Annotated in this window: 22 protein-coding genes; 3 read left to right on the top strand and 19 right to left on the bottom strand. The window is 58.4% G+C overall.

What is annotated here, in order from left to right:
- Nucleotides 1–46 precede the first annotated feature (46 nt).
- The 4 genes from rpoC to rplJ all read right to left on the bottom strand — a co-directional run bounded on the left by rpoC (nucleotide 47) and on the right by rplJ (nucleotide 9,698).
- Nucleotides 47–4,288, bottom strand: coding sequence for a DNA-directed RNA polymerase subunit beta' (gene rpoC, locus ACR0IP_RS22020; RefSeq protein ID WP_170471243.1), 4,242 nt, complete (start codon nucleotides 4,286–4,288; stop codon nucleotides 47–49).
- Nucleotides 4,289–4,338: 50 nt separating this feature from the next.
- Nucleotides 4,339–8,475 (bottom strand): DNA-directed RNA polymerase subunit beta, encoded by a 4,137-nt coding sequence (gene rpoB / locus ACR0IP_RS22015; RefSeq protein ID WP_170375383.1) that lies wholly within the window; start codon nucleotides 8,473–8,475, stop codon nucleotides 4,339–4,341.
- A gap of 250 nt (nucleotides 8,476–8,725) precedes the next feature.
- A complete protein-coding gene (gene rplL / locus ACR0IP_RS22010; protein ID WP_008204003.1) occupies nucleotides 8,726–9,100 on the bottom strand; it encodes a 50S ribosomal protein L7/L12 in 375 nt (124 codons plus the stop codon).
- A gap of 79 nt (nucleotides 9,101–9,179) precedes the next feature.
- Nucleotides 9,180–9,698, bottom strand: coding sequence for a 50S ribosomal protein L10 (gene rplJ, locus ACR0IP_RS22005; protein WP_170375385.1), 519 nt, complete (start codon nucleotides 9,696–9,698; stop codon nucleotides 9,180–9,182).
- A 434-nt stretch (nucleotides 9,699–10,132) separates the two neighbouring features.
- Here rplJ and ACR0IP_RS22000 point away from each other — a divergent pair, with 434 nt between their 5' ends.
- Complete coding sequence (locus tag ACR0IP_RS22000; protein ID WP_480527981.1) at nucleotides 10,133–11,092, top strand: phosphotransferase family protein; 960 nt, start codon at nucleotides 10,133–10,135, stop codon at nucleotides 11,090–11,092.
- Between the two features lie 66 nt (nucleotides 11,093–11,158).
- Here ACR0IP_RS22000 and rplA read toward each other — a convergent pair whose 3' ends face one another.
- From rplA to ACR0IP_RS21985, 3 genes are all read right to left on the bottom strand, one after another.
- Complete coding sequence (rplA, locus tag ACR0IP_RS21995; RefSeq protein ID WP_170375389.1) at nucleotides 11,159–11,857, bottom strand: 50S ribosomal protein L1; 699 nt, start codon at nucleotides 11,855–11,857, stop codon at nucleotides 11,159–11,161.
- Between the two features lies 1 nt (nucleotide 11,858).
- Nucleotides 11,859–12,308, bottom strand: coding sequence for a 50S ribosomal protein L11 (gene rplK, locus ACR0IP_RS21990; protein ID WP_113791694.1), 450 nt, complete (start codon nucleotides 12,306–12,308; stop codon nucleotides 11,859–11,861).
- A gap of 254 nt (nucleotides 12,309–12,562) precedes the next feature.
- Nucleotides 12,563–13,279, bottom strand: a complete 717-nt coding sequence (locus tag ACR0IP_RS21985; protein ID WP_480527979.1) for a glutathione S-transferase family protein — start codon at nucleotides 13,277–13,279, stop codon at nucleotides 12,563–12,565.
- Between the two features lie 114 nt (nucleotides 13,280–13,393).
- Between ACR0IP_RS21985 and ACR0IP_RS21980 the strand changes: the two genes are divergently transcribed.
- The gene (locus ACR0IP_RS21980) at nucleotides 13,394–13,771 is read left to right on the top strand and encodes a winged helix-turn-helix transcriptional regulator (protein ID WP_170690595.1); all 378 of its coding nucleotides are present in this window, start codon (nucleotides 13,394–13,396) and stop codon (nucleotides 13,769–13,771) included.
- A 35-nt stretch (nucleotides 13,772–13,806) separates the two neighbouring features.
- Here ACR0IP_RS21980 and nusG read toward each other — a convergent pair whose 3' ends face one another.
- The 11 genes from nusG to ccoN form a co-directional block, all read right to left on the bottom strand.
- Complete coding sequence (nusG, locus tag ACR0IP_RS21975) at nucleotides 13,807–14,340, bottom strand: transcription termination/antitermination protein NusG (protein WP_117872965.1); 534 nt, start codon at nucleotides 14,338–14,340, stop codon at nucleotides 13,807–13,809.
- 211 nt (nucleotides 14,341–14,551) lie between these two features.
- Nucleotides 14,552–14,749, bottom strand: coding sequence for a preprotein translocase subunit SecE (secE, locus tag ACR0IP_RS21970; protein ID WP_170690596.1), 198 nt, complete (start codon nucleotides 14,747–14,749; stop codon nucleotides 14,552–14,554).
- A 101-nt stretch (nucleotides 14,750–14,850) separates the two neighbouring features.
- Nucleotides 14,851–15,009 carry a cbb3-type cytochrome oxidase assembly protein CcoS gene (ccoS, locus tag ACR0IP_RS21965; protein ID WP_170375394.1) on the bottom strand — a complete coding sequence of 53 codons (159 nt, stop codon included), beginning with the start codon at nucleotides 15,007–15,009 and terminating at the stop codon, nucleotides 14,851–14,853.
- A 5-nt stretch (nucleotides 15,010–15,014) separates the two neighbouring features.
- Nucleotides 15,015–17,192 carry a heavy metal translocating P-type ATPase gene (locus ACR0IP_RS21960; RefSeq protein WP_170690598.1) on the bottom strand — a complete coding sequence of 726 codons (2,178 nt, stop codon included), beginning with the start codon at nucleotides 17,190–17,192 and terminating at the stop codon, nucleotides 15,015–15,017.
- 4 nt (nucleotides 17,193–17,196) lie between these two features.
- The gene (locus tag ACR0IP_RS21955) at nucleotides 17,197–17,655 is read right to left on the bottom strand and encodes a FixH family protein (RefSeq protein ID WP_170460237.1); all 459 of its coding nucleotides are present in this window, start codon (nucleotides 17,653–17,655) and stop codon (nucleotides 17,197–17,199) included.
- A gap of 2 nt (nucleotides 17,656–17,657) precedes the next feature.
- Nucleotides 17,658–19,085 (bottom strand): cytochrome c oxidase accessory protein CcoG, encoded by a 1,428-nt coding sequence (gene ccoG / locus ACR0IP_RS21950; protein WP_480527976.1) that lies wholly within the window; start codon nucleotides 19,083–19,085, stop codon nucleotides 17,658–17,660.
- Between the two features lie 99 nt (nucleotides 19,086–19,184).
- Nucleotides 19,185–20,063, bottom strand: a complete 879-nt coding sequence (locus ACR0IP_RS21945; protein WP_170375403.1) for a LysR family transcriptional regulator — start codon at nucleotides 20,061–20,063, stop codon at nucleotides 19,185–19,187.
- A 400-nt stretch (nucleotides 20,064–20,463) separates the two neighbouring features.
- Complete coding sequence (gene ccoP, locus ACR0IP_RS21940) at nucleotides 20,464–21,327, bottom strand: cytochrome-c oxidase, cbb3-type subunit III (RefSeq protein WP_170375407.1); 864 nt, start codon at nucleotides 21,325–21,327, stop codon at nucleotides 20,464–20,466.
- On the bottom strand, nucleotides 21,324–21,530 hold the full coding sequence (locus tag ACR0IP_RS21935) for a cbb3-type cytochrome c oxidase subunit 3 (RefSeq protein ID WP_170375409.1): 207 nt from the start codon (nucleotides 21,528–21,530) through the stop codon (nucleotides 21,324–21,326). Before ACR0IP_RS21935 ends, ccoP begins: the two co-directional genes overlap by 4 nt.
- Nucleotides 21,531–21,541: 11 nt before the next feature.
- Entirely contained in the window at nucleotides 21,542–22,270 is a 729-nt protein-coding gene (ccoO, locus tag ACR0IP_RS21930) for a cytochrome-c oxidase, cbb3-type subunit II (protein WP_170375411.1), read from the bottom strand.
- Between the two features lie 14 nt (nucleotides 22,271–22,284).
- On the bottom strand, nucleotides 22,285–23,892 hold the full coding sequence (gene ccoN / locus ACR0IP_RS21925) for a cytochrome-c oxidase, cbb3-type subunit I (protein WP_170690605.1): 1,608 nt from the start codon (nucleotides 23,890–23,892) through the stop codon (nucleotides 22,285–22,287).
- A 193-nt stretch (nucleotides 23,893–24,085) separates the two neighbouring features.
- Between ccoN and ACR0IP_RS21920 the strand changes: the two genes are divergently transcribed.
- On the top strand, nucleotides 24,086–24,925 hold the full coding sequence (locus ACR0IP_RS21920; RefSeq protein WP_170690606.1) for a universal stress protein: 840 nt from the start codon (nucleotides 24,086–24,088) through the stop codon (nucleotides 24,923–24,925).
- Between the two features lie 73 nt (nucleotides 24,926–24,998).
- Here ACR0IP_RS21920 and fnrL read toward each other — a convergent pair whose 3' ends face one another.
- A complete protein-coding gene (gene fnrL / locus ACR0IP_RS21915; protein ID WP_170375417.1) occupies nucleotides 24,999–25,742 on the bottom strand; it encodes a transcriptional regulator FnrL in 744 nt (247 codons plus the stop codon).
- Nucleotides 25,743–25,756: the final 14 nt, after the last annotated feature.

Genomic DNA, 25,756 nt, shown 5'->3' with positions numbered 1-25,756 from the left:
GGCCCCGCGAAATCGCAGGGCCTTTTCTTTCTCTCATATCCGAAGGTTACTCGCGGCTTTCCGGTGTTTCCACCAGAACGTCCAGTTCATCCCCTACCATGTCGTCGTCAAAACTGGGCGCGGCCAGAGCAGCAGCGGCTTCGGCCTCTTCCCGGCGGGCTTCGATGACCACATTGTCACGCGACTGCGCGATGTGGCGGACGGCCTGAGTTGCACCACCGGTACCGGCGGGGATCAGGCGGCCAACGATGACGTTCTCTTTCAGGCCAACCAACTTGTCTTTCTTGCCCTGAACCGAAGCTTCGGTCAGCACACGTGTGGTTTCCTGGAACGACGCCGCCGAGATGAACGAACGTGTTTGCAGCGAGGCTTTGGTGATCCCCAGAAGGATCGGCTCGCCCTGTGCCGGACGACCACCGCGGGCGATGGTCTTCTCGTTGGCCGCGTCGAACTCTTGCTTGTCGACATGCTCGCCTTTCAGCAGGGTGGTGTCGCCTGAATCCAGGATCTCCCACTTCTGCAGCATCTGGCGCACGATGACTTCGATGTGCTTGTCGTTGATCTTCACGCCCTGCAGACGATAGACGTCCTGCACTTCGTCGATCATGTAATCCGCCAGCGCTTCGACACCCATGATAGACAGGATGTCATGCGGAGCCGGGTTACCGTCCATCAGGTATTCACCCTTCTGGATGAAGTCCCCTTCGGCGACCGGGATGTGCTTGCCCTTGGGCACCATGTACTCGATGGTCTCCATGGACTCGTCAGCCGGTTCGATGCTGATGCGACGCTTGTTCTTGTAGTCGCGGCCAAAGCGCACGTAACCATCGGCTTCTGCGATGATCGCGTGATCTTTCGGACGACGCGCTTCGAACAGTTCGGCCACACGCGGCAGACCACCGGTGATGTCCTTGGTCTTGGCACCTTCACGCGGGATACGCGCAACAACGTCACCGGCTTCGACCTTCTGACCATCTTCGACCGACAGGATCGCATCCACCGACATCGGATAGTGAACCGGGTTGCCCGCATCGTTGCGGACCGGTTCGCCATCTTCGCCGACCAGAATGATCTCGGGCTTGAGGTCGCTGCCTTTGGGGGCCGCGCGCCAGTCGATCACGATCTTCTGGGTCATACCGGTTGCTTCGTCGGTCTCGTCGCGGACAGCAAGGCCCGAAACCAGATCGACATATTTCGCAGTACCGGCTTTTTCGGCGATGATCGGCAGGGTGTAGGGATCCCATTCGAACAGCTTGTCGCCACGAGCAACCTTGGTGCCGTCCTTGACGAACAGCTTGGAGCCGTAGCCCAGCTTGAAGCTGGCACGCTCTTCGCCGTGTTCGTCGTTGATCACCAGCTTCATGTTCCGGCCCATGACCAGGCTTTCGCCTGCGGCATTGACCAGGATCTGCGGGTTCTCGAACGCAACAACGCCTTCCTGGTTGGCTTCCTGGAACGACTGCTGACCACCCTGCGCAACACCACCGATGTGGAAGGTCCGCATGGTCAGCTGTGTACCGGGTTCACCGATCGACTGCGCGGCGATGATGCCGACAGCTTCACCTGTGTTCACCATGGTACCGCGGGCCAGGTCACGACCGTAGCAGGTTGCACAGACGCCTTCCTCGGACTCACAGGTCAGAGGCGAGCGGATGCGCATCGACGCAACACCGGCTTCATCAATGGTGTCGGCCATGCGTTCGTCGATCAGCTGACCTGCTGCGACGATCACCTCATCGGTGCCCGGACGCAGAACATCGTCAGCCGCCACACGGCCCAGCACACGTTCGGCCAGCGAGGCAACAACCTCACCGTCGTTCACGGCGGCTTCGGCAGTGATCGCACGCTCGGTGCCACAGTCGATCTCACGAACGATGCAGTCTTGTGCCACGTCCACCAGACGACGGGTCAGGTAACCCGAGTTCGCCGTCTTCAGAGCGGTATCCGACAGACCCTTACGGGCACCGTGGGTCGAGTTGAAGTACTCGAGAACGGTAAGACCTTCTTTAAAGTTCGAGATGATCGGCGTCTCAATGATGTCACCGTTCGGCTTGGCCATCAGGCCGCGCATACCGCCCAGCTGTTTCATCTGAGTGACCGAGCCACGCGCACCCGAGTGGGCCATCATGTAGACCGAGTTCGGTTCCTGCTCGGAGCCGTCCTCAGCCCGATCCGACGACGAGATCGTGCTCATCATCGCTTCGGTCACGCGGTCGTTACACTTCGACCAGGCATCAACAACTTTGTTGTACTTTTCGCCCTGAGTGATCAGGCCGTCCATGTACTGCTGTTCAAAGTCCTTCACCTGACCGCGGGTGTCATCAACGATGCCCCACTTGTCGTCCGGAATGACCATGTCGTCTTTACCGAACGAGATGCCCGCCTTGAACGCTTCTTTGAAGCCCATCGACATGATCTGGTCACAGAAGATGACCGACTCTTTCTGACCGCAGTAACGGTAGACGGTGTCGATCACCTGCTGCACTTCTTTCTTCCGCAGCAGGCGGTTGACCAGATCGAACGGCGCTTTGTTGTTCATCGGCAGCAGTGCACCCAAGCGTAGACGGCCCGGAGTGGTTTCATAACGCTTCTGAACTTCGTTGCCTTCGTCGTCGATCTGCGTAATCCGCGCGGTGATTTTCGAGTGCAGATGCACTTCGCCAGAATCCAGCGCGTGCTGAACTTCGTCGATCGAACCGAACACTTTGCCTTCGCCCGGCATGCCTTCACGTTCCAGGGTCACGTAGTAGAGACCCAGGATCATATCCTGCGACGGAACGATGATCGGCGCGCCGTTTGCAGGCGACAGAACGTTGTTCGTCGACATCATCAGAACACGGGCTTCCAGCTGGGCCTCAAGGCTCAGCGGGACGTGGACAGCCATCTGGTCACCGTCGAAGTCGGCGTTAAAGGCCGAACAGACCAGCGGGTGCAGCTGGATGGCTTTGCCTTCGATCAGAACCGGCTCGAACGCCTGAATGCCAAGACGGTGAAGCGTCGGCGCACGGTTCAGCATGACAGGGTGTTCGCGGATCACCTCGTCGAGGATATCCCACACTTCGGGGCGTTCTTTCTCGACCAGTTTCTTCGCCTGTTTCACGGTCGAAGACAGACCCTTGGCTTCAAGGCGCGAGTAGATGAACGGCTTGAACAGCTCCAGCGCCATCTTCTTGGGCAGACCACATTGGTGCAGCTTGAGTTCCGGACCGGTCACAATGACCGAACGGCCCGAGAAGTCGACGCGTTTCCCCAGAAGGTTCTGACGGAAGCGACCCTGCTTACCCTTTAGCATGTCCGACAGCGATTTCAGCGGGCGCTTGTTGGCACCGGTGATCACGCGGCCACGACGGCCGTTGTCAAACAGAGCATCCACGGATTCCTGCAGCATCCGCTTTTCGTTACGGACGATGATGTCAGGTGCGCGCAGTTCGATCAGACGCTTCAGACGGTTGTTCCGGTTGATGACGCGGCGATACAGATCGTTCAGATCCGAGGTCGCGAAACGGCCACCATCCAGCGGAACCAGCGGACGCAGTTCCGGCGGAATGACCGGGATCACGGTCATCACCATCCACTCGGGCCGGTTGCCCGACTCGAGGAAGGATTCAACAACCTTCAGACGCTTGATGATTTTCTTGGGCTTCAGCTCGCCGGTTGCTTCGGCCAGATCAGCGCGCAGCTGCTCGGCTTCGGCTTCCAGATCGATCTGGGCCAGCATCTCACGGATGGCTTCGGCACCGATATTGGCGGTGAACGCGTCCATGCCGTAAGCATCCTGCGCATCCATGTACTCTTCTTCGGTCAGCATCTGGCCATAGGTCAGGTCGGTCAGACCGGGCTCGATGACGACATAGTTTTCAAAGTACAGAACGCGTTCCAGATCACGCAGCGTCATGTCCAGCATCAGACCGATGCGGGACGGCAGCGATTTCAGGAACCAGATATGTGCAACAGGCGCGGCCAGTTCGATATGGCCCATACGCTCACGGCGGACTTTCTGCAGGGTGACTTCCACACCGCATTTCTCGCAGACAACGCCGCGATACTTCATCCGCTTGTATTTGCCGCACAGGCATTCGTAATCTTTGATCGGGCCAAAGATACGCGCGCAGAACAGACCGTCACGCTCGGGCTTGAACGTCCGGTAGTTGATGGTTTCGGGTTTCTTGATCTCGCCATAGGACCAAGACAGAATCCGCTCGGGCGACGCCAGCGAGACCTTGATCTCGTCAAAGACCTTCGGGGGCGTCAGCGGGTTGAACGGGTTGTTGGTGATTTCCTGGTTCATTTGTTACCTCAAATCTTGCGGAAGGGGGGACGGGAGAAAGGGCAGCGCCCTTACTCCTCAACCTCCGCATCCAGGAGTTCCATATTCAGGCCGAGGCCACGGACTTCTTTAACCAGAACGTTGAACGATTCCGGTACGCCCGCTTCAAAGTTATCCTCGCCCTTGACGATCGACTCATAGACCTTGGTCCGGCCGGCGACGTCATCCGATTTCACGGTGAGCATCTCCTGCAGGGTGTAGGCGGCGCCGTAAGCTTCCAAAGCCCAGACTTCCATCTCACCAAAGCGCTGACCACCGAACTGCGCCTTACCGCCCAGCGGCTGCTGGGTAACCAGGCTGTACGGCCCGGTCGAACGCGCGTGGATCTTGTCGTCCACCAGATGGTGCAGTTTCAGCAGGTACTTGATGCCCACGGTCACCGGACGCGCGAATTGCTCACCGGTGCGACCATCGAACAGAACCGACTGACCGCTTTCCGAGAAGCCCGCACGCACCAGCGCGTCGTTGACGTCTGCTTCCTTGGCACCGTCGAAGACCGGGGTTGCGATCGGAACACCGCGGGTCACGTTGCCCGCAGCCTCGATTAAACCATCCTCGTCCAGACCGGTGATGCCTTCTTCGTAGACATTCTCGCCATAGGCCAGCTTCATCGCTTCGCGCACCGGGGTCAGGTCGCCAGAGCGGCGGTATTCACCCAGAGCGTCGTCGATGTTCAGACCCAGACCGCGCGCGGCCCAACCCATGTGGGTTTCAAGGATCTGACCAACGTTCATACGCGAAGGCACACCAAGCGGGTTCAGACAGAAGTCTACCGGAGTACCATCGGCCAGGAACGGCATGTCTTCCATCGGAACAACCTTGGAGATCACACCTTTGTTCCCGTGACGACCGGCCATCTTGTCGCCCGGCTGCAGCTTGCGCTTCACGGCGATGAAGACTTTGACCATCTTCATCACTCCCGGCGGCAAGTCGTCACCACGGCGGACTTTCTCGACCTTGTCTTCGAAACGGGCGTCCAGAGCACGCTTTTGCACTTCGTACTGCTCGTTCAGAGCCTCAACGATCTGTGCGTCCTGCTCGCCTTCCAATGCCAGCTGCCACCACTGACCACGGGTCAGAGTTTCCAGCAGTTCCTCGGTAATCACCGACCCTGCCTTGACGCCTTTCGGGCCTTTGACAGCGGTTTTACCCAGGATCAGGCCTTGCAGACGCGCATAGATGTTACGGTCAAGGATCGCTAGCTCGTCGTCCCGGTCACGGGCCAGGCGTTCGACTTCCTCACGCTCGATCTGCAGCGCACGCTCGTCTTTCTCGACGCCGTGACGGTTGAAGACGCGGACCTCAACGACCGTCCCGTAATCACCCGGCTTCACGCGCAGCGAGGTGTCGCGCACGTCAGACGCTTTTTCACCAAAGATGGCGCGTAGCAGCTTTTCTTCCGGGGTCATCGGGCTTTCGCCCTTCGGAGTGATCTTGCCGACCAGAATATCGCCCGGCTCAACATCCGCACCGATGTAAACGATGCCCGCCTCGTCGAGGTTGCGCAGCGCTTCTTCACCGACGTTCGGAATGTCGCGGGTGATCTCTTCCGGGCCCAGCTTGGTGTCACGGGCGGCGACTTCAAACTCCTCGATATGGACCGAGGTAAAGACGTCATCACGCGCGATACGTTCCGAGATCAGGATCGAGTCTTCGTAGTTGTAACCGTTCCACGGCATGAACGCGACGACCACGTTCTTACCAAGGGCCAGTTCACCCATATCGGTCGACGGACCATCAGCAATGACCTCGCCCTTCTGGACGGTGTCACCCACCTTGATCAGCGGACGCTGGTTGATGCAGGTGTTCTGGTTCGAACGCTGGAATTTACGCAGACGATAGATGTCAACGCCAGCGTCGCCCAGTTCCAGATCCTCAGTCGCGCGGATAACGATACGCTGGGCATCGACCTGGTCGATGATACCAGCGCGTTTCGCCTGAATCGCAGCGCCCGAGTCGATCGCGACCTTTTCCTCGATCCCGGTACCGACCAGCGGCGCTTCGGCGCGCAGCAGCGGAACCGCCTGACGTTGCATGTTCGAGCCCATCAGAGCGCGGTTGGCGTCGTCATTTTCAAGGAACGGGATCAGCGATGCGGCGACCGAGACCAGCTGTTTCGGCGACACGTCGATCAGGTCCACGTTCTCGCGCGGGGCGAGGGTGTAGTCACCAGCCTGACGGGTCGAGACCAGATCGTTGATGAACTTGCCATCAGCATCCAGCGTCGCGTTCGCCTGCGCCACGGTGTGACGCATTTCCTCGGTCGCGGACATGTAGTGAACCTCATCGGTCACCTCTGCGTCTTTGACGACGCGGTAGGGTGTTTCGATGAAGCCATACTTGTTCACGCGGGCGAATGTGGCCAGCGAGTTGATCAGACCGATGTTCGGACCTTCCGGCGTTTCAATCGGGCACATCCGGCCATAGTGGGTCGGGTGTACGTCGCGCACCTCAAAGCCTGCACGCTCACGCGTCAGACCACCGGGGCCAAGCGCCGAGAGACGGCGTTTGTGAGTAACTTCCGACAGTGGGTTGGTCTGGTCCATGAACTGCGACAGCTGCGACGAGCCGAAGAATTCGCGGACAGCAGCCGCAGCAGGTTTCGCATTGATCAGGTCCTGCGGCATGACAGTGTCGATCTCGACCGACGACATACGCTCTTTGATGGCGCGTTCCATGCGCAGCAGGCCAACGCGATACTGGTTTTCCATCAACTCGCCAACCGAACGCACACGACGGTTGCCGAGGTGGTCGATATCGTCGATGTCGCCTTTGCCGTCACGCAGTTCCACCAGTGCCTTGATGCAGGCCACGATGTCTTCGCGGCGCAGGGTGCGCAGGGTGTCCGGCGCGTCCAGAGCCAGACGCATGTTCATCTTCACACGGCCAACTGCGGACAGGTCGTAACGCTCGCTATCGAAGAACAGAGTGTCAAACAGAGCCGACGCGGCTTCGACGGTGGGCGGCTCACCCGGACGCATGACGCGGTAGATGTCCATGAGCGCGCTTTCGCGGTTCATGTTCTTGTCCTGCGCCATGGTGTTGCGCATGTACGGACCAACATTGACGTTGTCGATGTCCAGAACCGGAATGTCGGTGATACCCGCGTCGATCAGCTCTTTCGCGGTGCCGCCGATCAGATCGCCGTCCTTGTCATATTCCAGCGTCAGCTCGTCACCGGCTTCGACATAGATCGCACCGGTTTCTTCGTTGATGATGTCCTTGGCGACGTATTTGCCAACGATGTGATCGAACGGAACCAACAGGTCGGTGACAGTGCCTTCGTCGATCAGCTTTTTGACCGCGCGCGGGGTGACTTTCTTGCCCGCTTCGGCAATCACTTCACCAGATTTGGCGTCAACCAGATCATAGGTCGGACGGGTGCCGCGTACACGCTCGGGGAAGAACGGCGTGACCCAGCCCTTCTTCTTGTCCAACTTGTAGGACACAGTGTTGTAATACGCGTCCATGATCGCTTCCTGATCCAGACCCAGTGCATATAGCAGGGTTGTCACAGGCAGTTTGCGGCGACGGTCGATACGGGCGAAGACGATGTCTTTGGCGTCGAACTCAAAGTCCAGCCAGCTGCCGCGATACGGGATGATGCGGCAGGCAAACAGCAGTTTGCCCGAGGAATGGGTCTTGCCCTTGTCGTGGTCAAAGAACACACCGGGCGAGCGGTGCATCTGGGACACGATCACACGCTCGGTGCCGTTCACGATGAACGTCCCGTTCGGTGTCATCAGGGGCATGTCGCCCATGAATACGTCCTGTTCTTTGATGTCTTTGACCGATTTCGCGCCGGTGTCCTCATCGACATCAAACACGATCAGACGCAGAGTGACCTTCAGCGGTGCGCTGTAGGTCATGTCGCGCTGCATGCACTCTTCGACGTCGTATTTCGGTTTTTCCAGATCGTATTTCACGAACTCCAGAACGGAGGTTTCGTTGAAATCCTTGATCGGGAAAACCGACTGGAACACACCGTTGATGCCTTCGCCGTCCGTGGGCTGTTCTGCATCGCCGGAGCGCAGGAAAAGATCATAAGAAGATTTCTGTACCTCAATGAGGTTCGGCATCTCCAGCACTTCGCGGATTTTGCCGTAATATTTACGAAGACGTTTCTGGCCAAGGAACGTTTGAGCCATGTCAGATGTCACCTTTCGATGTTCTCAGCGGGCAAAGACACCGTCGGGCCCCGGCATCTTGCACATTCGAGACGACACGCCCGGATCAATTCGTGGCCACCGTCCCGAAGGCGGCCTCCCGATCCGAAAACCGTGTCTTAGAAAACGCCCCACGAATTGAGGCCCTTTCTAAGACAGGTTCGGCTGGACCCGGATTTCTCCGGACCCAGCCAAATTTTTCGGCACATCAGCGATGCGCCAGAGACTAAGCTTAGGCCAGTTCGACTTCGGCGCCAGCTGCTTCCAGCTTGGCTTTGACGTCTTCTGCTTCTGCTTTGTCCACGCCTTCTTTGATCTTGCCGCCGGCTTCGACCAGTTCCTTGGCTTCTTTCAGGCCCAGGCCGGTGATGCCGCGAACTTCTTTGATGACGTTGATTTTCGATGCGCCGGCGTTCTTCAGAACGACGTCGAATTCGGTTTTTTCTTCCTCAGCTGCACCGCCGGCGTCGCCACCAGCAGCCATGACAACTGCGCCGCCTGCTGCGGGCTCGATGCCGTATTCGTCTTTGAGGATGGTTTTCAGTTCTTGTGCTTCCAGCAGGGTCAGACCCACGATGCTTTCTGCGAGTGCTTTCAGATCAGCCATTTTATCAGCTCTTTCCGTTTACAGTGTGTGTTCCAACGTCAGGGGGTATCCCATACGCAGATCATTCAGTGCCAACCGCTTACGCAGCTTCCGCCTTCTCTTCGATGGTGGAAAGGATGCTTGCGATGTTGCTTGCAGGTGCGCCAATTGCACCGGCGATGTTCGAAGCAGGCGCGCCAAGCATACCAGCGATCGTAGCAATAAGCTCTTCACGCGACGGCATTTTCGACACGGCTGTAACACCAGCCCGGTCCAGAGCGTTCTCGCCCATTGCACCGCCAAGGATTTCGAACTTTTGGTTCTCTTTGGCGAAGTCCTCGGCCACCTTGGCTGCTGCCACGGGGTCCTCGGAATAGGTCAGAACGGTCATCCCTGTCAGCAGGTCGGCCATGCTTTCACACGGCTTACCCTCAAGGGCGATTTTGGCGAGCCTGTTCTTGGCAACACGCACGGAGCCGCCCGCGTCACGAGCACGTGCGCGAAGGTCCTGCATCTCGGCAACTGTCAGACCGGCGTAGTGAGCAACCACTACGACGCCAGAGCTTTCGAAGATTTGGCCGAGTTCCTCGACCACTTTCTCTTTCTGGGCTCTATCCACAGTTCTCTCCAAGTTTGGGGCGATCACTCACCCCGGCTCATATTTGCCGAGGGGTTAACCCCAGCGTTCAGGTCCGTTGTTACGGGATTGGCCAAAATGCGCCCGAGGGTGGGACCCTCAGAATTCTTTGGTCTTACCCGTCTCAGGCAGGGAATTAAGGGCCATCTGGCACCACCCACCGTCTTGGACGAAACGAAATAAAGCGCACGACGAATCGCACGCTTTACTTCGCAGCCCTACTTAGGGCAGATGGAGGGGGTTTCCAAGGGGTAAATTGCCCCTATTTGCACTTGCGGCATCAGGTCCGAACCGCCCTTTGTATGCGGGGCGACCCGCAGAGCGGTCAATAGACGCCAGCAATGTCATTGACAGTGGGTTTCAGCTACGGTCACCTCCGGTATGAATGCCCGAAAACACTCCGGGCTTGAGGCAAAATGACAGCGGTTACTCTGGAAGAATTCGACAAGGCCAGTGCCTGCGCCCAAGAGTTGGCGCAGGACTGTCTGTGCACGCCCATCACGCAGATCCGGTTCCACTGCCGATCCCATGCATTTCCCGATAGCCGTCTGGTGTGGAAGGTCGAAACCTCGAACCGTTCCTACGCGCTGAAACTTGATACACTGTCGCCGGAAACAGGGCGCTTGCGCAAAGAGTTCGATCTGCTGGTGCAACTGACCGATCACTTCAAGACGTCCAAAAACAATCGGGTCGTTCGCCCCGTCTACATGTCACCAAGCGGCGCATTCATGGTGACCGAGTTTGTCGCGCGTCCGACCGCGACAGACATCATCTACAACAGCGAAGACGACGCCCAGGTGGCACAAGTCTATCGCCGTGCGGGGTCGTGGCTGCATGACCTGCACGGGGTTCACACCGCCACGGACTACGCGTTTCGGCCGCGTTGGATGACCGACAGCATACGCGAGCAGTCCACCCAAGTGCCCTCGCATATCTCGGACGTCAGCCAGCCCATGGTCGAGGTGTTTCTGGCCGAAGCCGCATCCTTGAAAAACCGCCCCGACCTGCGCGTGTTTTCACATGGGGATTTTCACGGCCTGAACCTGATCATGGGCCAAGGCACCGCCATCGGGCTGGATTTCACCGAGGCCCGCGACAAGCTGGCCGTCTACGATATCGTCGACTTTCTGAAAGCGGATATCTTCCGGGACGGGGCGGATAGGGACATCGATCGAAGCGGCGCTCTGACCCGCAACAAGAAGATGTTCTTCCGCCAGTATCGCCACCCGATTGACACTCAGATCCTCGATTGCTGCCTGCGGGGCCGACTACTGAAGGACTGGCTGCGCCTCTGGCAACCCGACATCACCTGCAGCGAGTTCGAACTGCGCAAACGCGACCGGCTGCAAATACGACTGCAACAGGCCTTTCGCTAAGGCAGCAAAAAACCCGAGCAGCTTGCGCTACTCGGGTTTCAAGGATTGTTTCATCTGCGTTAAGGCTTATTCGCCTGCTGCAGCCGCCACGTCCAGAGTCACACCCGGGCCCATGGTCGAGCTCAGCGCGATCTTCTTCATGTAGGTGCCTTTGGCGCCCGACGGCTTGGCTTTGGCCACGGCCGAGATGAAGGCACGGACGTTTTCGGCCAGTTTGGCTTCGTCGAAGGACGCTTTGCCAACACCTGCGTGCACAACGCCACCTTTTTCCGCCTTAAACTGAACTTCACCGCCCTTGGCTGCTTCCACGGCCGCTTTCACGTCCATGGTCACGGTGCCAACTTTGGGGTTCGGCATCAGGTTGCGCGGGCCCAGAACTTTACCCAGACGGCCAACGATCGGCATCATATCAGGGGTCGCGATGCAGCGATCGAATTCGATGGTGCCGCCCTGGATGGTTTCCATCAGGTCTTCTGCGCCAACGATATCTGCGCCAGCTTCTTTCGCTTCGTCCGCCTTGGGTCCACGCGCGAATACAGCAACGCGCATCGCTTTACCGGTGCCGTTCGGCAGGCCAACAACGCCACGAACCATCTGGTCTGCGTGACGAGTGTCCACGCCCAGGTTCATCGCGATTTCGATGGTTTCGTCAAATTTCGAGGTCGCGTTGCCTTTTACCAGGGCAACTGCTTCTTCAACCGACAGGTTTTCCTTGCCGGCGACAGCTTCGCGCGCAGCGCGGGTACGTTTACCGAGTTTTGCCATCTTACTTCACCTCGATGCCCATAGAGCGGGCCGAGCCCAGGATGATCTGCATTGCGCCTTCGACGTCGTTGGCGTTCAGATCTTTCATTTTGGCTTCGGCGATTTCGCGAACCTGTTTGGTGGTTACGGTGGCCACGGTCTCACGACCAGGGTTCTCCGCACCACGAGGGCGGTTACGCTTGCCAACCGGCTTCAGACCAGCTGCTTTTTTCAGGTAATAAGACGCGGGCGGCGTCTTGATGTCCATGGTGAAGGACTTGTCCTGATAGTAGGTGATCACGGTCGGACAAGGAGCGCCTTGCTCCATGTCTGCGGTCTTGGCGTTGAACGCCTTGCAGAATTCCATGATGTTGATGCCGCGCTGACCCAGCGCCGGACCAACTGGAGGCGACGGGTTCGCCTGACCTGCAGGAACCTGCAGTTTCATTGTACCAGCAAGCTTCTTAGCCATTTGGCTTTCCTTTCAACGTAGGCAGGACGCGTCCCACCCGGTTTATGTTGCGTGGTCCGATCCGGGATCGCGATCCCTGAAACCTCCCACGAGAGAATCTCGCCCGAAGACGATAGAGGCGGCATCTACAGTGGAATGGCGGGGTTGGCAAGTGGTCGACGCGCTCTCAACGACGACCACTTTGGATGCAGTCTTGCCAGGCGCAGCAAGACCGGCACAGCCCAAAGCCGCGCAGAACCAGCATTGGGGATGCCCTACTTCTTTACATCGCTGGCAAATCGGGCGGCGTTCTCTTTCGAAAACGCACTGGCATCTGCGTTAACGTCCCAAAACTGCGGGTTGCTTTTCGGGATGGTCAACGCTCTTTGAACCGCCGGGCGCGCGTCAATGCGATCGAACCAAGCCTGCAAATGCGGGAGACCTTCAACGCTCGCCCGTGCCCAAACATAGGCACGCGCCCAAGGGTACGTCATCATATCCGCGATTGTATACTCATCTGCGGCAAGCCAGTGGCGGCCGTCCAGTCGGGTGTTGAGAACTTCAAGCAGCCGTCGCGATTCATCAACATAGCGCTTGATCGAAAATGGCTCTGTATGGCCGTTCGGCGCTGCGATGTGTTGAAAGTACATGGCCTGCCCCATCATTGGTCCGACGTGACCAACCTGGAAAAACATCCATTGCATCACGTCCAAGCGCTTTTCCGGATCATCAGGAAGAAATTTCCCATATTTCTCGGCCAAGTGCCAAAGGATCGCACCGCTCTCGAAAATTGCGCGGTCCTGATCGCGGTCAACAATTGTCGGGATTTTCCCGTTTGGGTTCAACGACAGGTATTCAGGCGTTTTCTGCTCCTGTTTTGAAAAGTCGATAGCGGTCAGATCGTAGGGGATACCAGCCTCTTCCAGAAAAATGACTGGTTTATATCCGTTCATAGTTGCTGCGGTGTAGAGGTGAATTGCAGGTTGCGACATTTAAGTTCTCCAATAGAGATCGTTAATCCAATGGACCTTTCAAAAGCTGCGCACTAAATATCAAAAATCAACTAGTTTACTTTTTGTAACCTAGTCAGGGCAAAGGATGCACCGATGGAAGCGCATATTCACCAAGATCAACATGGCCGAAAAACGGTGAAAGACGCATGCGAAGCACCCTGCGCGATTGAACAAGGTATGCGTATCATCGGGGGTAAATGGACAGGATCAATCCTTTGGCATCTCAAGGATGGCCCGGTGCGTTTCAACAACCTGTCGAGGATGATCAGTGGCGCCAGCAAAAAGATGATCACAGAGCGGCTACGACAGCTTGAACAACAAGGCTTGGTTCGCCGCAACGTGCTGGATACGAGACCACTATCCGTGGACTACGAGATAACCGATTTCGGACGTACCGCCCTTGGCTTTCTGGATGAACTGCGCAAATGGAGCGAAAGTCTGCCCGCCGAGAAGCCCGACGAAGCAAACTGATATCAGGACCAACTCAGGTTGCCCGGTCCGGGCAATCAGCCCTGCTTGGTAACCTGCGTAAAGTCCAGCTCGACCGGCGTTTCCCGACCAAAGATCGAAACCGAGACTTTCAGCTTCTGGTTCTCGTCGTCCACGCCCTCGACCATGCCGTCGAAATCTTCGAACGGGCCGTCGTTGACCTTGACCTTCTCGCCGACCTCGAAGCTAATCATCAGCTTAGGCGCTTCTTCACCTTCCTGAACGCGGTTCAGGATCTGGTTCACTTCGGCGTCGCGCATCGGCATCGGGCGGCCTTGGGGACCAAGGAAACCGGTGACGCGGTTGATCGAGTTGATCAGGTGATAGCCCTGATCCGACATTTCCATGTGAACCAGCACGTAGCCGGGCATGAACCGGCGCTCGGTCGTGACTTTCTTGCCGCGACGGACTTCGATCACCTCTTCGGTGGGGACCAGTACTTCGTCGATATCGTCCTCAAGACCCTGTTCAGCCACCGACGTGCGGATCTGCTCTGCGATCTTCTTTTCGAAATTCGAAAGAACGCTGACCGAGTACCACCGTTTCGCCATGAACCTGTCGTCCTTGTTTGTCTTGGGCCAAGCCCCGCATCGCGGGTTCACCCTGTATTAAAATCCTGTCGCGGCCTGTCCGCGTGTTCCGGAATAAAAAGCGGCGCGCAGCCCGAATCGCCACACGCCCATTCCGAATAGTCCCGTGTGAAGTACTCTGAGATTCCGTGCTGTGCAAGGGGGGCTGCGGTGTTTCCGCGCTTGAGGGGCGTTAGCTGAACGCGCCCAGGATCAGTTGCAAACCGCCACGAATGCCCAGATCGACCAGAGCAAAGAAAACAGCGGTCAGAGCAGCCATGATGAACACCATGACCGTGGTCAACAGCACCTCGCGCCGGGTCGGCCAGATGACCTTGGAAACTTCGGCTCGAACTTGCTGAATGAACTGGATCGGGTTGGTGGTGGCCATTTGGCGGGTTCTCTCTGCTAGCGGATAGGCCGGACATAGCCGGGCATTGCGGCAATTTCAAGGGCGGTTGGGATCAACTGTGATTTTGCACCCTCAGCCAGCTACTGCTTGGGTTTGTCATCCCATTCATCGCTGAGGATACGGCGCGCATCGCCCTCGGGGTCTTCGTATTGGTTCGAGCGGACCGTGTAGACAAAAGCAACCAAGCCAATTCCGCCCAGAAACAGGGAAATCGGGATCAGATAAGCGAGCACTTCCATGACAGTTACCTCAGCCGCAGGGCATTCAAAGATACGGTAATCGACGAGGTCGACATCGCCAACGCTGCGATTAATGGCGTGGCTAGCCCGATCACCGCCAACGGCACCGCAATCACGTTATAGACCGTGGCAATCCGGAAATTCTCGCGAATCCGTTTCGTGGCTTTGACGGCTGTGTCGCAGGCATCCGCGATGGGGGACAAGTCAGTTCCCAGAAGTACGATGTCAGACGCAACGCGCGCCGCGTCCAGGGCCGAGGCAGGCGAGATCGACACATGCGCTGCCGCGAGGGCTGCCGTATCATTCAGGCCATCGCCCACCATAAGGACCTTGTGGCCCCGCTCGCTGAGGTCCTGAATGCGCTGCGCCTTGTCCTGAGGCAGCGCTTCGGCAATCCAGTTCTCGATCGCCAGTTTCACGGCCAGTGCTTTCACCGCCCCCGTCGAATCGCCTGAAATCAGGACCACCTGCTTTCCGGCCTTGGCAAAGCCCGAGACGGCCTCGGCCGCGCCCGGCCGCAAGGCATCGGTAAACCGGAAGGCCACCGGCGCGTTCGATCCAACTGACAGCCATGCAGAGGTCTCGACCCCTTGTTCCGCACCGACCCAAGCCGCACGTCCAAGGCGCACGCGCTGGTTTCGATACTGGGCTTCGGTGCCAAAGCCCGGAACCTCGGCGATATCGCGCAGCTTAGCGGGTTTGATCCCGGCCTCACGCGCCGCTTTGGCCAGAGCGACCGACAAGGGATGCGCCGATGCCTCAGCCAGAGCCAGTGCGATCTCAAGATCGGCCGTGGTGTGATAGCCCAGATTGATCACCTCGGGCGCGCCGGAGGTTAGAGTGCCGGTTTTGTCGAAGACGACCGTGTCGACCTCGGCCAGACGCTCCAGCGCGGTGGCGTGTTTTATCAGCATCCCCTTGCGGAACAACCGACCCGAGGCCGCCGTGGTCACCGCAGGAACCGCCAGCCCCAGAGCGCAAGGGCAAGTGATGATCAGCACCGCTGCCGCGATGTTCAGAGCCGTGCGCAGGTCGCCGGAATAGATGTACCAGCCCACAAAGCTGAGCGCCGACAGGATGTGAACGCCGGGGGCGTAAAGCTTGGCCGCTTTGTCCGCTAGCGAGGTGTATCTAGACCGGCCGGATTCGGCGATGGCCACGAGATCAGCCATACGATGGAGGGATGTATCTTCGCCAACCGCCGTGGCGCGGATGGTCAGAGGGCCGGTCAGGTTGACCTCGCCAGCGCTGACGATCTGGCCTGCCTCAGCAAATACAGGCAGGGTCTCACCCGTCAGCAGGGAGCGGTCCAATTCAGACTGGCCTGAGACAATCTGGCCATCCACCGGCATCCGCCCTCCGGGCCGCACAAGGATCAGGTCTCCGACGGCCAGGGCGGATACAGCGACTTCTTCTTCAGAGCCGTCGATCAGCCGAAGGGCACGAGGGACCTCTAGCGCTGTCAGCTCCTCAGCCGCGGACCGCGCGGCGGCGCGGGTGCGGTAGTCTAAGTATCGACCTGCCAGCAGAAAGAAGGTTAGCGTCAGCGCGGCGTCGAAATAGGCGTGTTCGCCGCTCAGCGCTGTTTCCCAAAGCGACGTCACCAGCGCCAGCAGAATCGCCAGAACGATCGGCACATCCATGTTCAGCCGACGCACGCGAAGGGCCGACCAAGCGTTGGCAAAGAAGGGCTGGGCCGAGAATGCTATCGCAGGCAGGGCGATTGCGGCAGAGATCCAGTGGAACATATCCCGCGTCGCGTCCGTCGCCCCCGACCAGACCGAGACCGACAGCAGCATCACGTTCATCGAGGCAAACCCGGCCACCGCCAAGCGCATCAGCAGGTCACGCCCCGCCTTGTTCGCACTGGTGGCCGACAGGGCACCAGCGTCCAGCTCATGCGCCTCATAACCCGCGTGCTCCAACACCGGTATCAGATCAGCAGCGCGCATTTCAGGCGCGGCTTTGATCATCGCACGTTTCAGGGTCAAGTTGACGCGCGCGTCCCCGACCCCCGGATGGGCGTTCAAAGCCCGCTCGACATTGGCGATACAAGCCGAGCAATGGATGCCGGGCAGAGACAACGCGATCTGAACATCCTCAGGGATCGGCCGCGCAGCTTCCGCCGGGGCGGCGATACACCCCGGACAAGCCGACGTACCTGAGGATAGCTGAACCGTCACCGCCCTACCCTTTCACGTACAGGGGTACCCGCTGAGCGAACTCGGCCCCTGAATGATCGCGGGCGACCAGACGGATGTTCCAGTTCCCCTTGCCCAGCGTCGCAGGCGTTGCATAGGCAAGCCCGTCAAAGGTGAAATCGGGCGAGAAATCATCGCGCACATGGGTTGCACGGCCCACAACGGCCTGCAACTCAGCCACCTGAACCGGCGCGCCGGTGGCATCGGTGATGTGCAGGATCAGCAGACCGCCCGTGTTTTCTGCGCGCACCTCCCAGCCCAACGCCTGATGCTCCTTCAGACGGTCGTTGAACTCCTGACTTGCAACGTAGGAGTTTTTGACCTCCAGCCCCGGGAAGGTTTTGACCGCGCTATAGGCCAGGATCAGGTTCACCGTGATGATCACACCAAAGGCACATACGAACACCGCAAGGGCGTGTTTACCGGTGAATTTCCGCTCGGACATGATCAGTTCCCTCGTCCGTTGAAGCTTGTGTCTTTATAGGCGCGTTCGCCGCTGTCGATATCCTCAACCCAGATCCGGACGGCGGAGGTATCCGCACGCGCAGGCCCCGTGTCAGGCGCCGCCGTAATGTAGACGCGTACCAGTTGCGCGGTATCGGGGGCCACAGTAACAGTTTGCCCGTCAACGCCTTCGATTTCCAGTAACATGGCCGGATCGCCGGTCAGAGACAGATTGAACGGACGTTCTTCGCCATGTTTGTTGCGCAGGCGCACGTCGTAGGTGTTGCGGATGGTGCCGTCCGACATAGTCACAAAGGTCGGATTGCGCACAGGCGCGACCGTCAGGTCGATATCGGACCGGATGAACAGGGCAAACAGCAGCGCGAAACCGACCAGAGACCACAACGCGGTGTACATGATCGTGCGCGGACGCAGAATGTGCTTCCAGATATTCTTAGGTGGCTGACCTGCGCGCTCATGCGCCTCATCACTCAGCGCCATATAGTCGATCAAACCCCGCGGTTTACCGATCTTGGCCATCATGTCGTCGCAGGCGTCGATGCAAAGGGCGCAGGTGATGCACTCCAACTGCTGACCATCGCGAATGTCGATACCAACGGGGCAGACATTCACACAGGCCATGCAATCGATGCAATCACCCAGTTCGGAATCGGCCGTGCGCTTGCCTTTGCCGCGCGGCTCACCGCGCCATTCGCGATAGCCGACGACCAGAGTGTCCTCGTCCATCATCGCGGCCTGAATGCGCGGCCAAGGGCAAGCATAGATGCAGATCTGTTCGCGCGCGAAGCCACCAAATAAGAAAGTTGTGCCGGTCAGGATCAACATGGTCGTGTAGGCAACCGGGTGTGCGTTGCCGGTCACCAGATCATGCAGAAGGGTTGGCGCGTCGGCAAAGTAGAAGACCCAGGCTCCGCCGGTTGCGAGGCCGATCAGGAACCATGCGGTCAATTTCGTCAGACGCAAGCGGGCCTTGCGGAGGTCCATCTTTTCTTGCCGGTGCAGGCGTAAGCGGGCATTGCGGTCGCCCTCGATCCAGCGTTCGACCAGAATGAACAGGTCGGTCCAGACGGTCTGCGGGCAAGCATATCCGCACCACACCCGGCCCAAGGCCGATGTGAACAGGAAAAGCCCAAGACCGGCCATGATCAGAAGGCCCGCAACAAAGTAGAATTCGTGCGGCCAGATCTCGATCCAGAAGAAATAGAAGCGGCGGTTTGCCAGGTCCAGCAACACAGCCTGATCCGGCAGGCTGGGCCCTCGGTCCCATCTGATCCAAGGGGTGACGTAGTAGATCCCCAAGGTCACAATCAGGATAATCCATTTCAGGTTCCGGAACGGACCTGAGACACGCCGAGGAAAGATAGGTTCTCGGGCGGCATACAAGCTGGGGGCGGGATCGGAATCGCTCACTGGCTGGCTCCAAGGATGGGTCTTATGGAAGTGTGTTCTTCCAGATCATGGACGCGCAAACATTGACATGGGTCAAAACGCGCATCGGACAAACACCTTTTACCGTGCGTCACTCGCCTGCCGCCTCAACCAGCTGACAAAAGTCTTTACCGCCGGTCTAAGAGGCGTTTTTGCCGTCAAAACGTGGTATCCGCTGCTTTCAGGCTCAGTATGGAGCTCGACAAGGCGGCCCGCCTTGATGTCCTGCTCGACGAAATGTCGCACCGTGGCTGTGACACCCTGCCCTGCCCGCAGCCCTTCAAGCAGCAAGGTCCCCGGCAGCGAGATGCGCCGCCCCTGAGGCGGGTGATCAACTCCACGTCTGGCCAGCCAGGTCGAGGCCTCGGTGGTGCCAAACTCTTCCAGCCAAGGCAGCTGGCTCAACTCTTCCGGTGTCCAATCCGACCGACCGCCCAGCAGGCTGGGGGCCGCAACGACAACAAAAGGGGTTTCAAGCAGCATTTCGCAATCCACACCAGGCCACCCTCCGGAGCCGTACCTGATCGCGACATCGACGCCGCCCGGTGTCAATTCCACCAGATGCGGAGAAGGGTCGATCGTCAGACTGATTTCAGGGTATTTGGCCTGAAATTCCGGCAGTCGCGGCATTAACCACGAGGCGGCGAACGTTGGTGTCAGCGACACGTGAACCGGACGGGCGCCGCCTGCGCTCATCACCTCTTCCACGGCTGCGCCGATTGAACCGAAACCAAGCTGCACCGCACGCGCCAGATGCGTGCCTTCGGGTGTCAGGGAGAGCGACTTCCCATCGCGCCGGACCAGAGCGACGCCCATGTGCTTCTCCAACACACGCAACTGCTGGCTTATGGCAGCGTGACTCACATTCAGCGCCGCTCCGGCCTGCACCACACCACCCTTCTCAGCAAAAGCCGAAAAAGCGCGAAGGGACGAGAGAGGAGGCAGTTTCAACCAGTTCATATGTAATCCCAACTTACATATAGAAATAGCAATTGGCTCGCATCCTGTACAGGGAAACATCATCCTAGGCGCATACAGAAAACGCGAAAGGAAAGCCTCATGCTGAGTGTTTTTGCAAAATCGTTCATGACCGCGACACGGATCAACGAGCCAAATCTCAGGGATGCACCAAAACCAACCCGCAACAAATCGCGCTGGTTGCCCGAGCATCATTGGTGGAGGAAACACCCGCGCACGGTCGATCTAGAGGACCTTTGAAACGCGGCCTGTTCTGGATTGGCCAATGGCTCTATGATGGTTTTGGAAATAGGCACCGGCTGTTCAGGAAACGCGCGAACAGATGGAACAGCCGGTGCCGGGACCAAGGGGCAGCGAGCCGCCCCGAGGTATTCTTGTAGCCTTACTGACCGCCACCCAGTTGGTGGACATAGGCAGTCACGGCGCGGATCTGCGCCTCGGTCAGGCGGGTATCCCATGGGGGCATCACGCCAAAACGGCTGTAGGTCACCGTTTCAGTCAGGGCCTCTTCGCTGCCGCCATAGAGCCAGATGGCATCCGTCAGGTTCGGCGCGCCCTGGAAGACGTCGCCTTTGCCGTCCTCGCCGTGACAGGCGGCACAATTGTCTTCGAAGACAACCTTGCCTGCCTGCGCGGCCGCATCATCGGTCTGCGCATTGGTCAGCGACATCACGTACTGAACCACCTGAGTGATCTCTTCGCCTTCGAGAAGCTCACCAAAGGCCGGCATCTCGGAATAGCGCGCATCGTCGCTTTCCTCGTTCCGGATCCCATAGCTGACGGTGAAATGGATATCCTCCATCGTGCCACCCCACAGCCATGCATCATCCAGAAGGTTCGGGAAGCCAGCCGCGCCCTGCGCGCCCGAGCCGTGACACTGTGCACACCAGGTGCGGAACACAGCGCTGCCTGCGTTGACGGCATATTGCTGCAACTCAGGGTCAGCCGAAATCTCCTCAAGCGGGGTGTCCACCAGCTTGGCATTCCACGGAGCGTTGGCCTCTTCGAACGAGACCAGCTCTTGCTGGACTTCGGCCCGAGATGACCAACCCATGACGCCTGCCGTTGCCGACTGAACCAGTGGCCATGCGGGATACATGATCGTGTAAATTACACCCCAGAAGATCGTGGCGTAGAAGGTCCACAGCCACCAGCGGGGCATCGGATTATCAAATTCTTCGATGCCGTCCCAGCTGTGACCGGTTGTATTCGGGTCACCCGGCTGTTTTTCAGGTGTCTTAGTCATTTCCGCGCCTCCTCGGATGTGGCGGGTTGGTCTTGCTGCGGTGCGGGTGCATCAACGTGCCGGAAAGGGATGTTGGCGGTGTCGCTGTATTCCTTGCTGGCGCCTGGGCGGAACACCCAGACAATGATGCCAACAAAGAAGGCGAACAACAGAAGCAACATCCAGCTATCTGCGAACTGCCTCAGGAGGGTATATTCTTCCATTGCACCCTCCCTCAGCGGTTTGCGTCAGGCGTGAAGGTCGAGAAGTCGACCAGCGTGCCCAGCATTTGCAGATAGGCGATCAGCGCGTCAGCTTCGGTCAGGTCGGATTGACCATCGAAGTTGCGGACGTTGACCTTGTCACCGTAACGCTCCAGCAGCCCGTCATAGTCACTGTCGGGATCGGCCTGAGCGCGGAAGTCAGCTTGCGCGTTCTCCAGCATCTCGTCGGTGTAAGGTGTACCGACCACCGCATTTGCCGCCATGATGTCGCCGATATACTTGCCATCGATCTTGCGGTTTTCGAGGAAGCCATATTTCGGCATCACCGATTCCGGCACCACTGATTGCGCATCGCGCAGGTGGCGAACATGCCAATCGTCCGAGTAACGGCCGCCGACACGTGCCAGATCAGGTCCGGTCCGCTTGGATCCCCACTGGAACGGGTGGTCATACATCGACTCAGCCGCCAGCGAGTAATGGCCATAGCGTTCGACCTCGTCCCGCATGGGACGGATCATCTGGCTGTGGCAGACATAGCAGCCTTCGCGGATGTAAATCTCACGGCCCGCCATCTCGAGAGGGGTGTAAGGGCGCATACCCTCCACCTTCTCGATAGTGTTCTCAAGATAGAACAGCGGGGTGATCTGAACGATGCCACCGATGGTCACGACCAGAAAGCTGAAGATCAGCAGAAGGGTCGCGTTGGTCTCAAGCACTTTGTGTTTGTCAAGAATTGCCATTGCTCCGGCCTCCTTTATTCAGCCGGGACTGCGACGGTCAGGCTGGCCTCTTTAGCCGGCGCCTTGCGCACAGTCATCCACAGGTTGTAGCACATGATCACCGAGCCAGCGAGGAACAGAACCCCACCCAGACCGCGAACCACATACATCGGGAACTTGGCGGCAACGGTGTCAGCGAACGAGTTCACCAAGAAGCCGTTGGCATCCACTTCGCGCCACATCAGGCCTTCCATGATACCGGTGACCCACATCGACGCGGCATAGAGAACGATGCCGATCGTCGCGAGCCAGAAGTGCCAGCTGACCATCTGCAAGGAGTACAGACGCTCACGCTTCCACAGGACAGGCACCAGATAGTACAGCGCACCAAAGGTGATCATGCCGTTCCAGCCCAGCGCGCCCGAATGTACGTGACCAATGGTCCAGTCGGTGTAGTGGCTGAGCGAGTTCACCGCACGGATCGACATCATCGGACCCTCAAAGGTGGACATACCGTAGAAGCCGACCGAGATGACCATCATACGGATGATCGGGTCGGTGCGCAGCTTGTCCCATGCGCCCGAGAGCGTCATTAGACCGTTGATCATACCACCCCAAGACGGCATCCACAGCACGATCGAGAACACCATGCCCAGCGTCGAGGCCCAGTCGGGAAGCGCGGTATAGTGCAGGTGGTGCGGACCGGCCCAGATATACAGGAAGATCAGCGCCCAGAAGTGGATGATCGACAGCTTGTACGAGAATACGGGACGTTCGGCCTGTTTCGGGATGAAGTAGTACATCATGCCCAGGAAGCCCGCAGTCAGGAAGAAGCCCACAGCGTTGTGGCCATACCACCACTGGATCATAGCATCCTGTACGCCCGACCAGACGATAACCGATTTCGAACCCCAGATACTGACCGGGATGGTCATGTTGTTGACCAGGTGCAGCATCGCAACGGTCACGATAAAGGCAAGGTAGAACCAGTTGGCCACATAGATATGCGGCTCTTTCCGTTTGATGATCGTGCCCAGATAGACAGCCAGATAGGCGACCCAGACGACGGTCAGCCACAGGTCCACATACCACTCAGGCTCGGCATATTCCTTGGACTGCGTGCCACCCAGAACATATCCGGTTGCTGCCAGAACGATGAACAGCTGATAACCCCAGAACACGAACCATGCCAGGTTTCCGCCCCACAGACGCGCCGCGCTGGTGCGCTGCACCACGTAGAACGAGGTCGCAATCAGAGCGTTGCCCCCAAAGGCAAAAATCACCGCTGAGGTGTGCAGCGGACGCAACCGCCCAAAGTTCAGATAGCCTTGCGCCCATTCGAAGTTGAGCGTTGGAAATGCCAGCTGGAACGCAATAAAAGTTCCCGCCAGGAACCCGACCACGCCCCAGAAGGCAGTTGCGATCACGCCGTAGCGGATCACGCCGTCCATGTACTCGCCGGAGCGATCGACAAGAATATCTGGCTCATCCGTGTTTCGAAGCGTCCAGATGAACAGACCACCGGCGATGATCATCACCAGTATCGCATGCACCTGATACGCCAAATCGCGTGCATAATTGGACCCGATCGCGGCAAACAGCACGACCAGACCAAGCACGATCAGCTTGATGTAATTCGACATATTGCGTCCCTTTACCCTGCCCTGCGCGATTTACGTGCCGCACAGAACCTTTTTGACTGTCCACCGTAATGTAGAAGAACACCCTCTGCCGCTTTGATCTGAGTCAAGACAATCCGTTGTTTTCTGTGACACCCATTGTCAAGTGGAGGGGCGCTGGTCGCATTGGATCGGCTGCTCGAAAGACGAGGTCGATATGGCTTACAAATCAATTCTCACCATCATGACGGAAACTACGAATGCGCAGGCAGCGTTGTCTCAGGCAGCGGCATTGGCCGAAGCGCAGGATGGTCATGCCGAGGCCCTGTGCCTGGGCGTCGATCGCAGTCAGACAGGGTATTACTACGCCGGGGCGAACGCACTTATCCTTCAGGAAACCCTCAGCCGGGCCAATGCCGAGGCCGATGAACTGCTAAGCTATGCCGAGGATTTTCTGGGAAAAACCGGTGTGCGGTGGTCGGCCGAAAACGGAGTCGCCCAGATCGCGGACATTGGACGCCACGTTGCCCATCGGGCACGGTTCTCGGATTTGGTTGTCCTACCGCACCCCTATGGCGAAGGGCGCGGTGCCGAAGCGGAACCGATTGTCGAAGCCGCCATGTTCGAAGGTCACGCTCCGGTCATGGTCGTCCCGAACGCGGGGCAACCTGTTTCGAAGCCTAAAAACATCATGATCGCGTGGAACGAAAGCGTCGAGGCTATGCGTGCGGTGCGCTGCGCCCTGCCATTTCTGAAAGATGCCGATCTGGCACGTATCGTGGTGATCGACCCGCCACGGCATGGGCCCGACCGCTCTGACCCAGGTGGCATGCTGTCCCAGATGCTCGCGCGGCACGGTGTCAGGTGCGATATCGAAGTCCTCAGCAAAACCATGACACGGGTGTCTGACATTCTGAACCGCCACGCTACGGATACGGAATCAGATATGATTGTCATGGGCGCCTACGGCCATTCCCGCTTTCGCGAAGCGATCCTTGGCGGTGCTACGCGCAACATGCTGGAACAATCCGCTGTACCGGTCTTCATGGCACACTGATCGCGTCCTGAACCAAAAAAAGCCGCCCTGCGGGGCGGCTCGATCGCTTTGGTATGTGACTGGCGGGTGGCGTCTAAACGAGGAAACCTCCGTCCGAGTCGTCTCCGGCCTCTTCCATAAGGCGACCAAGATCAGGGATGGTCACGTGGCGCTTGCCTTCCAGCACGATAACCCCGTCCTTTTTCAGGGCCGATATCTGCCGGCTCACCGTTTCCAGCGTTAGACCCAAATAGTCCGCCATCGCCTCACGCGTCAGCGGCAGGTCAAACACGAGCGGGCCTGACAGCCCTTTCTGCGTAATCGAAGCATCCCTGCGCGCGATGATCGAAAGCAGGCTGGCGATCTTCTCCCGCGCCGTCTTGCGGCCCAGAACAAGCATCCATTCCCGCGCGGCGTCCAGCTCATCCAATGTCATCTGCAAAAGACGATGCGCGATATGAGGGGTCTCACTCAACAACCCTTCGAACGGCTTCTTGCGAAAGCAGCACATCACCACATCTGTGGTGGCCTGAACGTCATAAGGCGCAGAATCACGCCCCGGTCGCCCGACAAAATCACTGGGCAGCAGCAGACCCACCATCTGGGTCCGCCCGTCCTCCATCGTCTGGGTCAGAGACGCGATACCCGAGACGACCGAGCCGACAAAGTTCATCTGATCGCCGGACCAGATGATCGTCTGACCCGCTTCGAAACTGCGATAATATTTAATCTCTTCAAGGGACTGCAGCTCATCCGCATCACACCGGGCGCAGACGGCCCGATGACGAATCGGGCATTCGTCACAGTTGGAATGATCAAACTTTATCTCTACTGACATTCGCTTTCCTACTT

It is taken from the genome of Ruegeria sp. AL11 (genome assembly GCF_056540865.1).
This window is presented reverse-complemented; position numbering and strand designations above follow the sequence as displayed.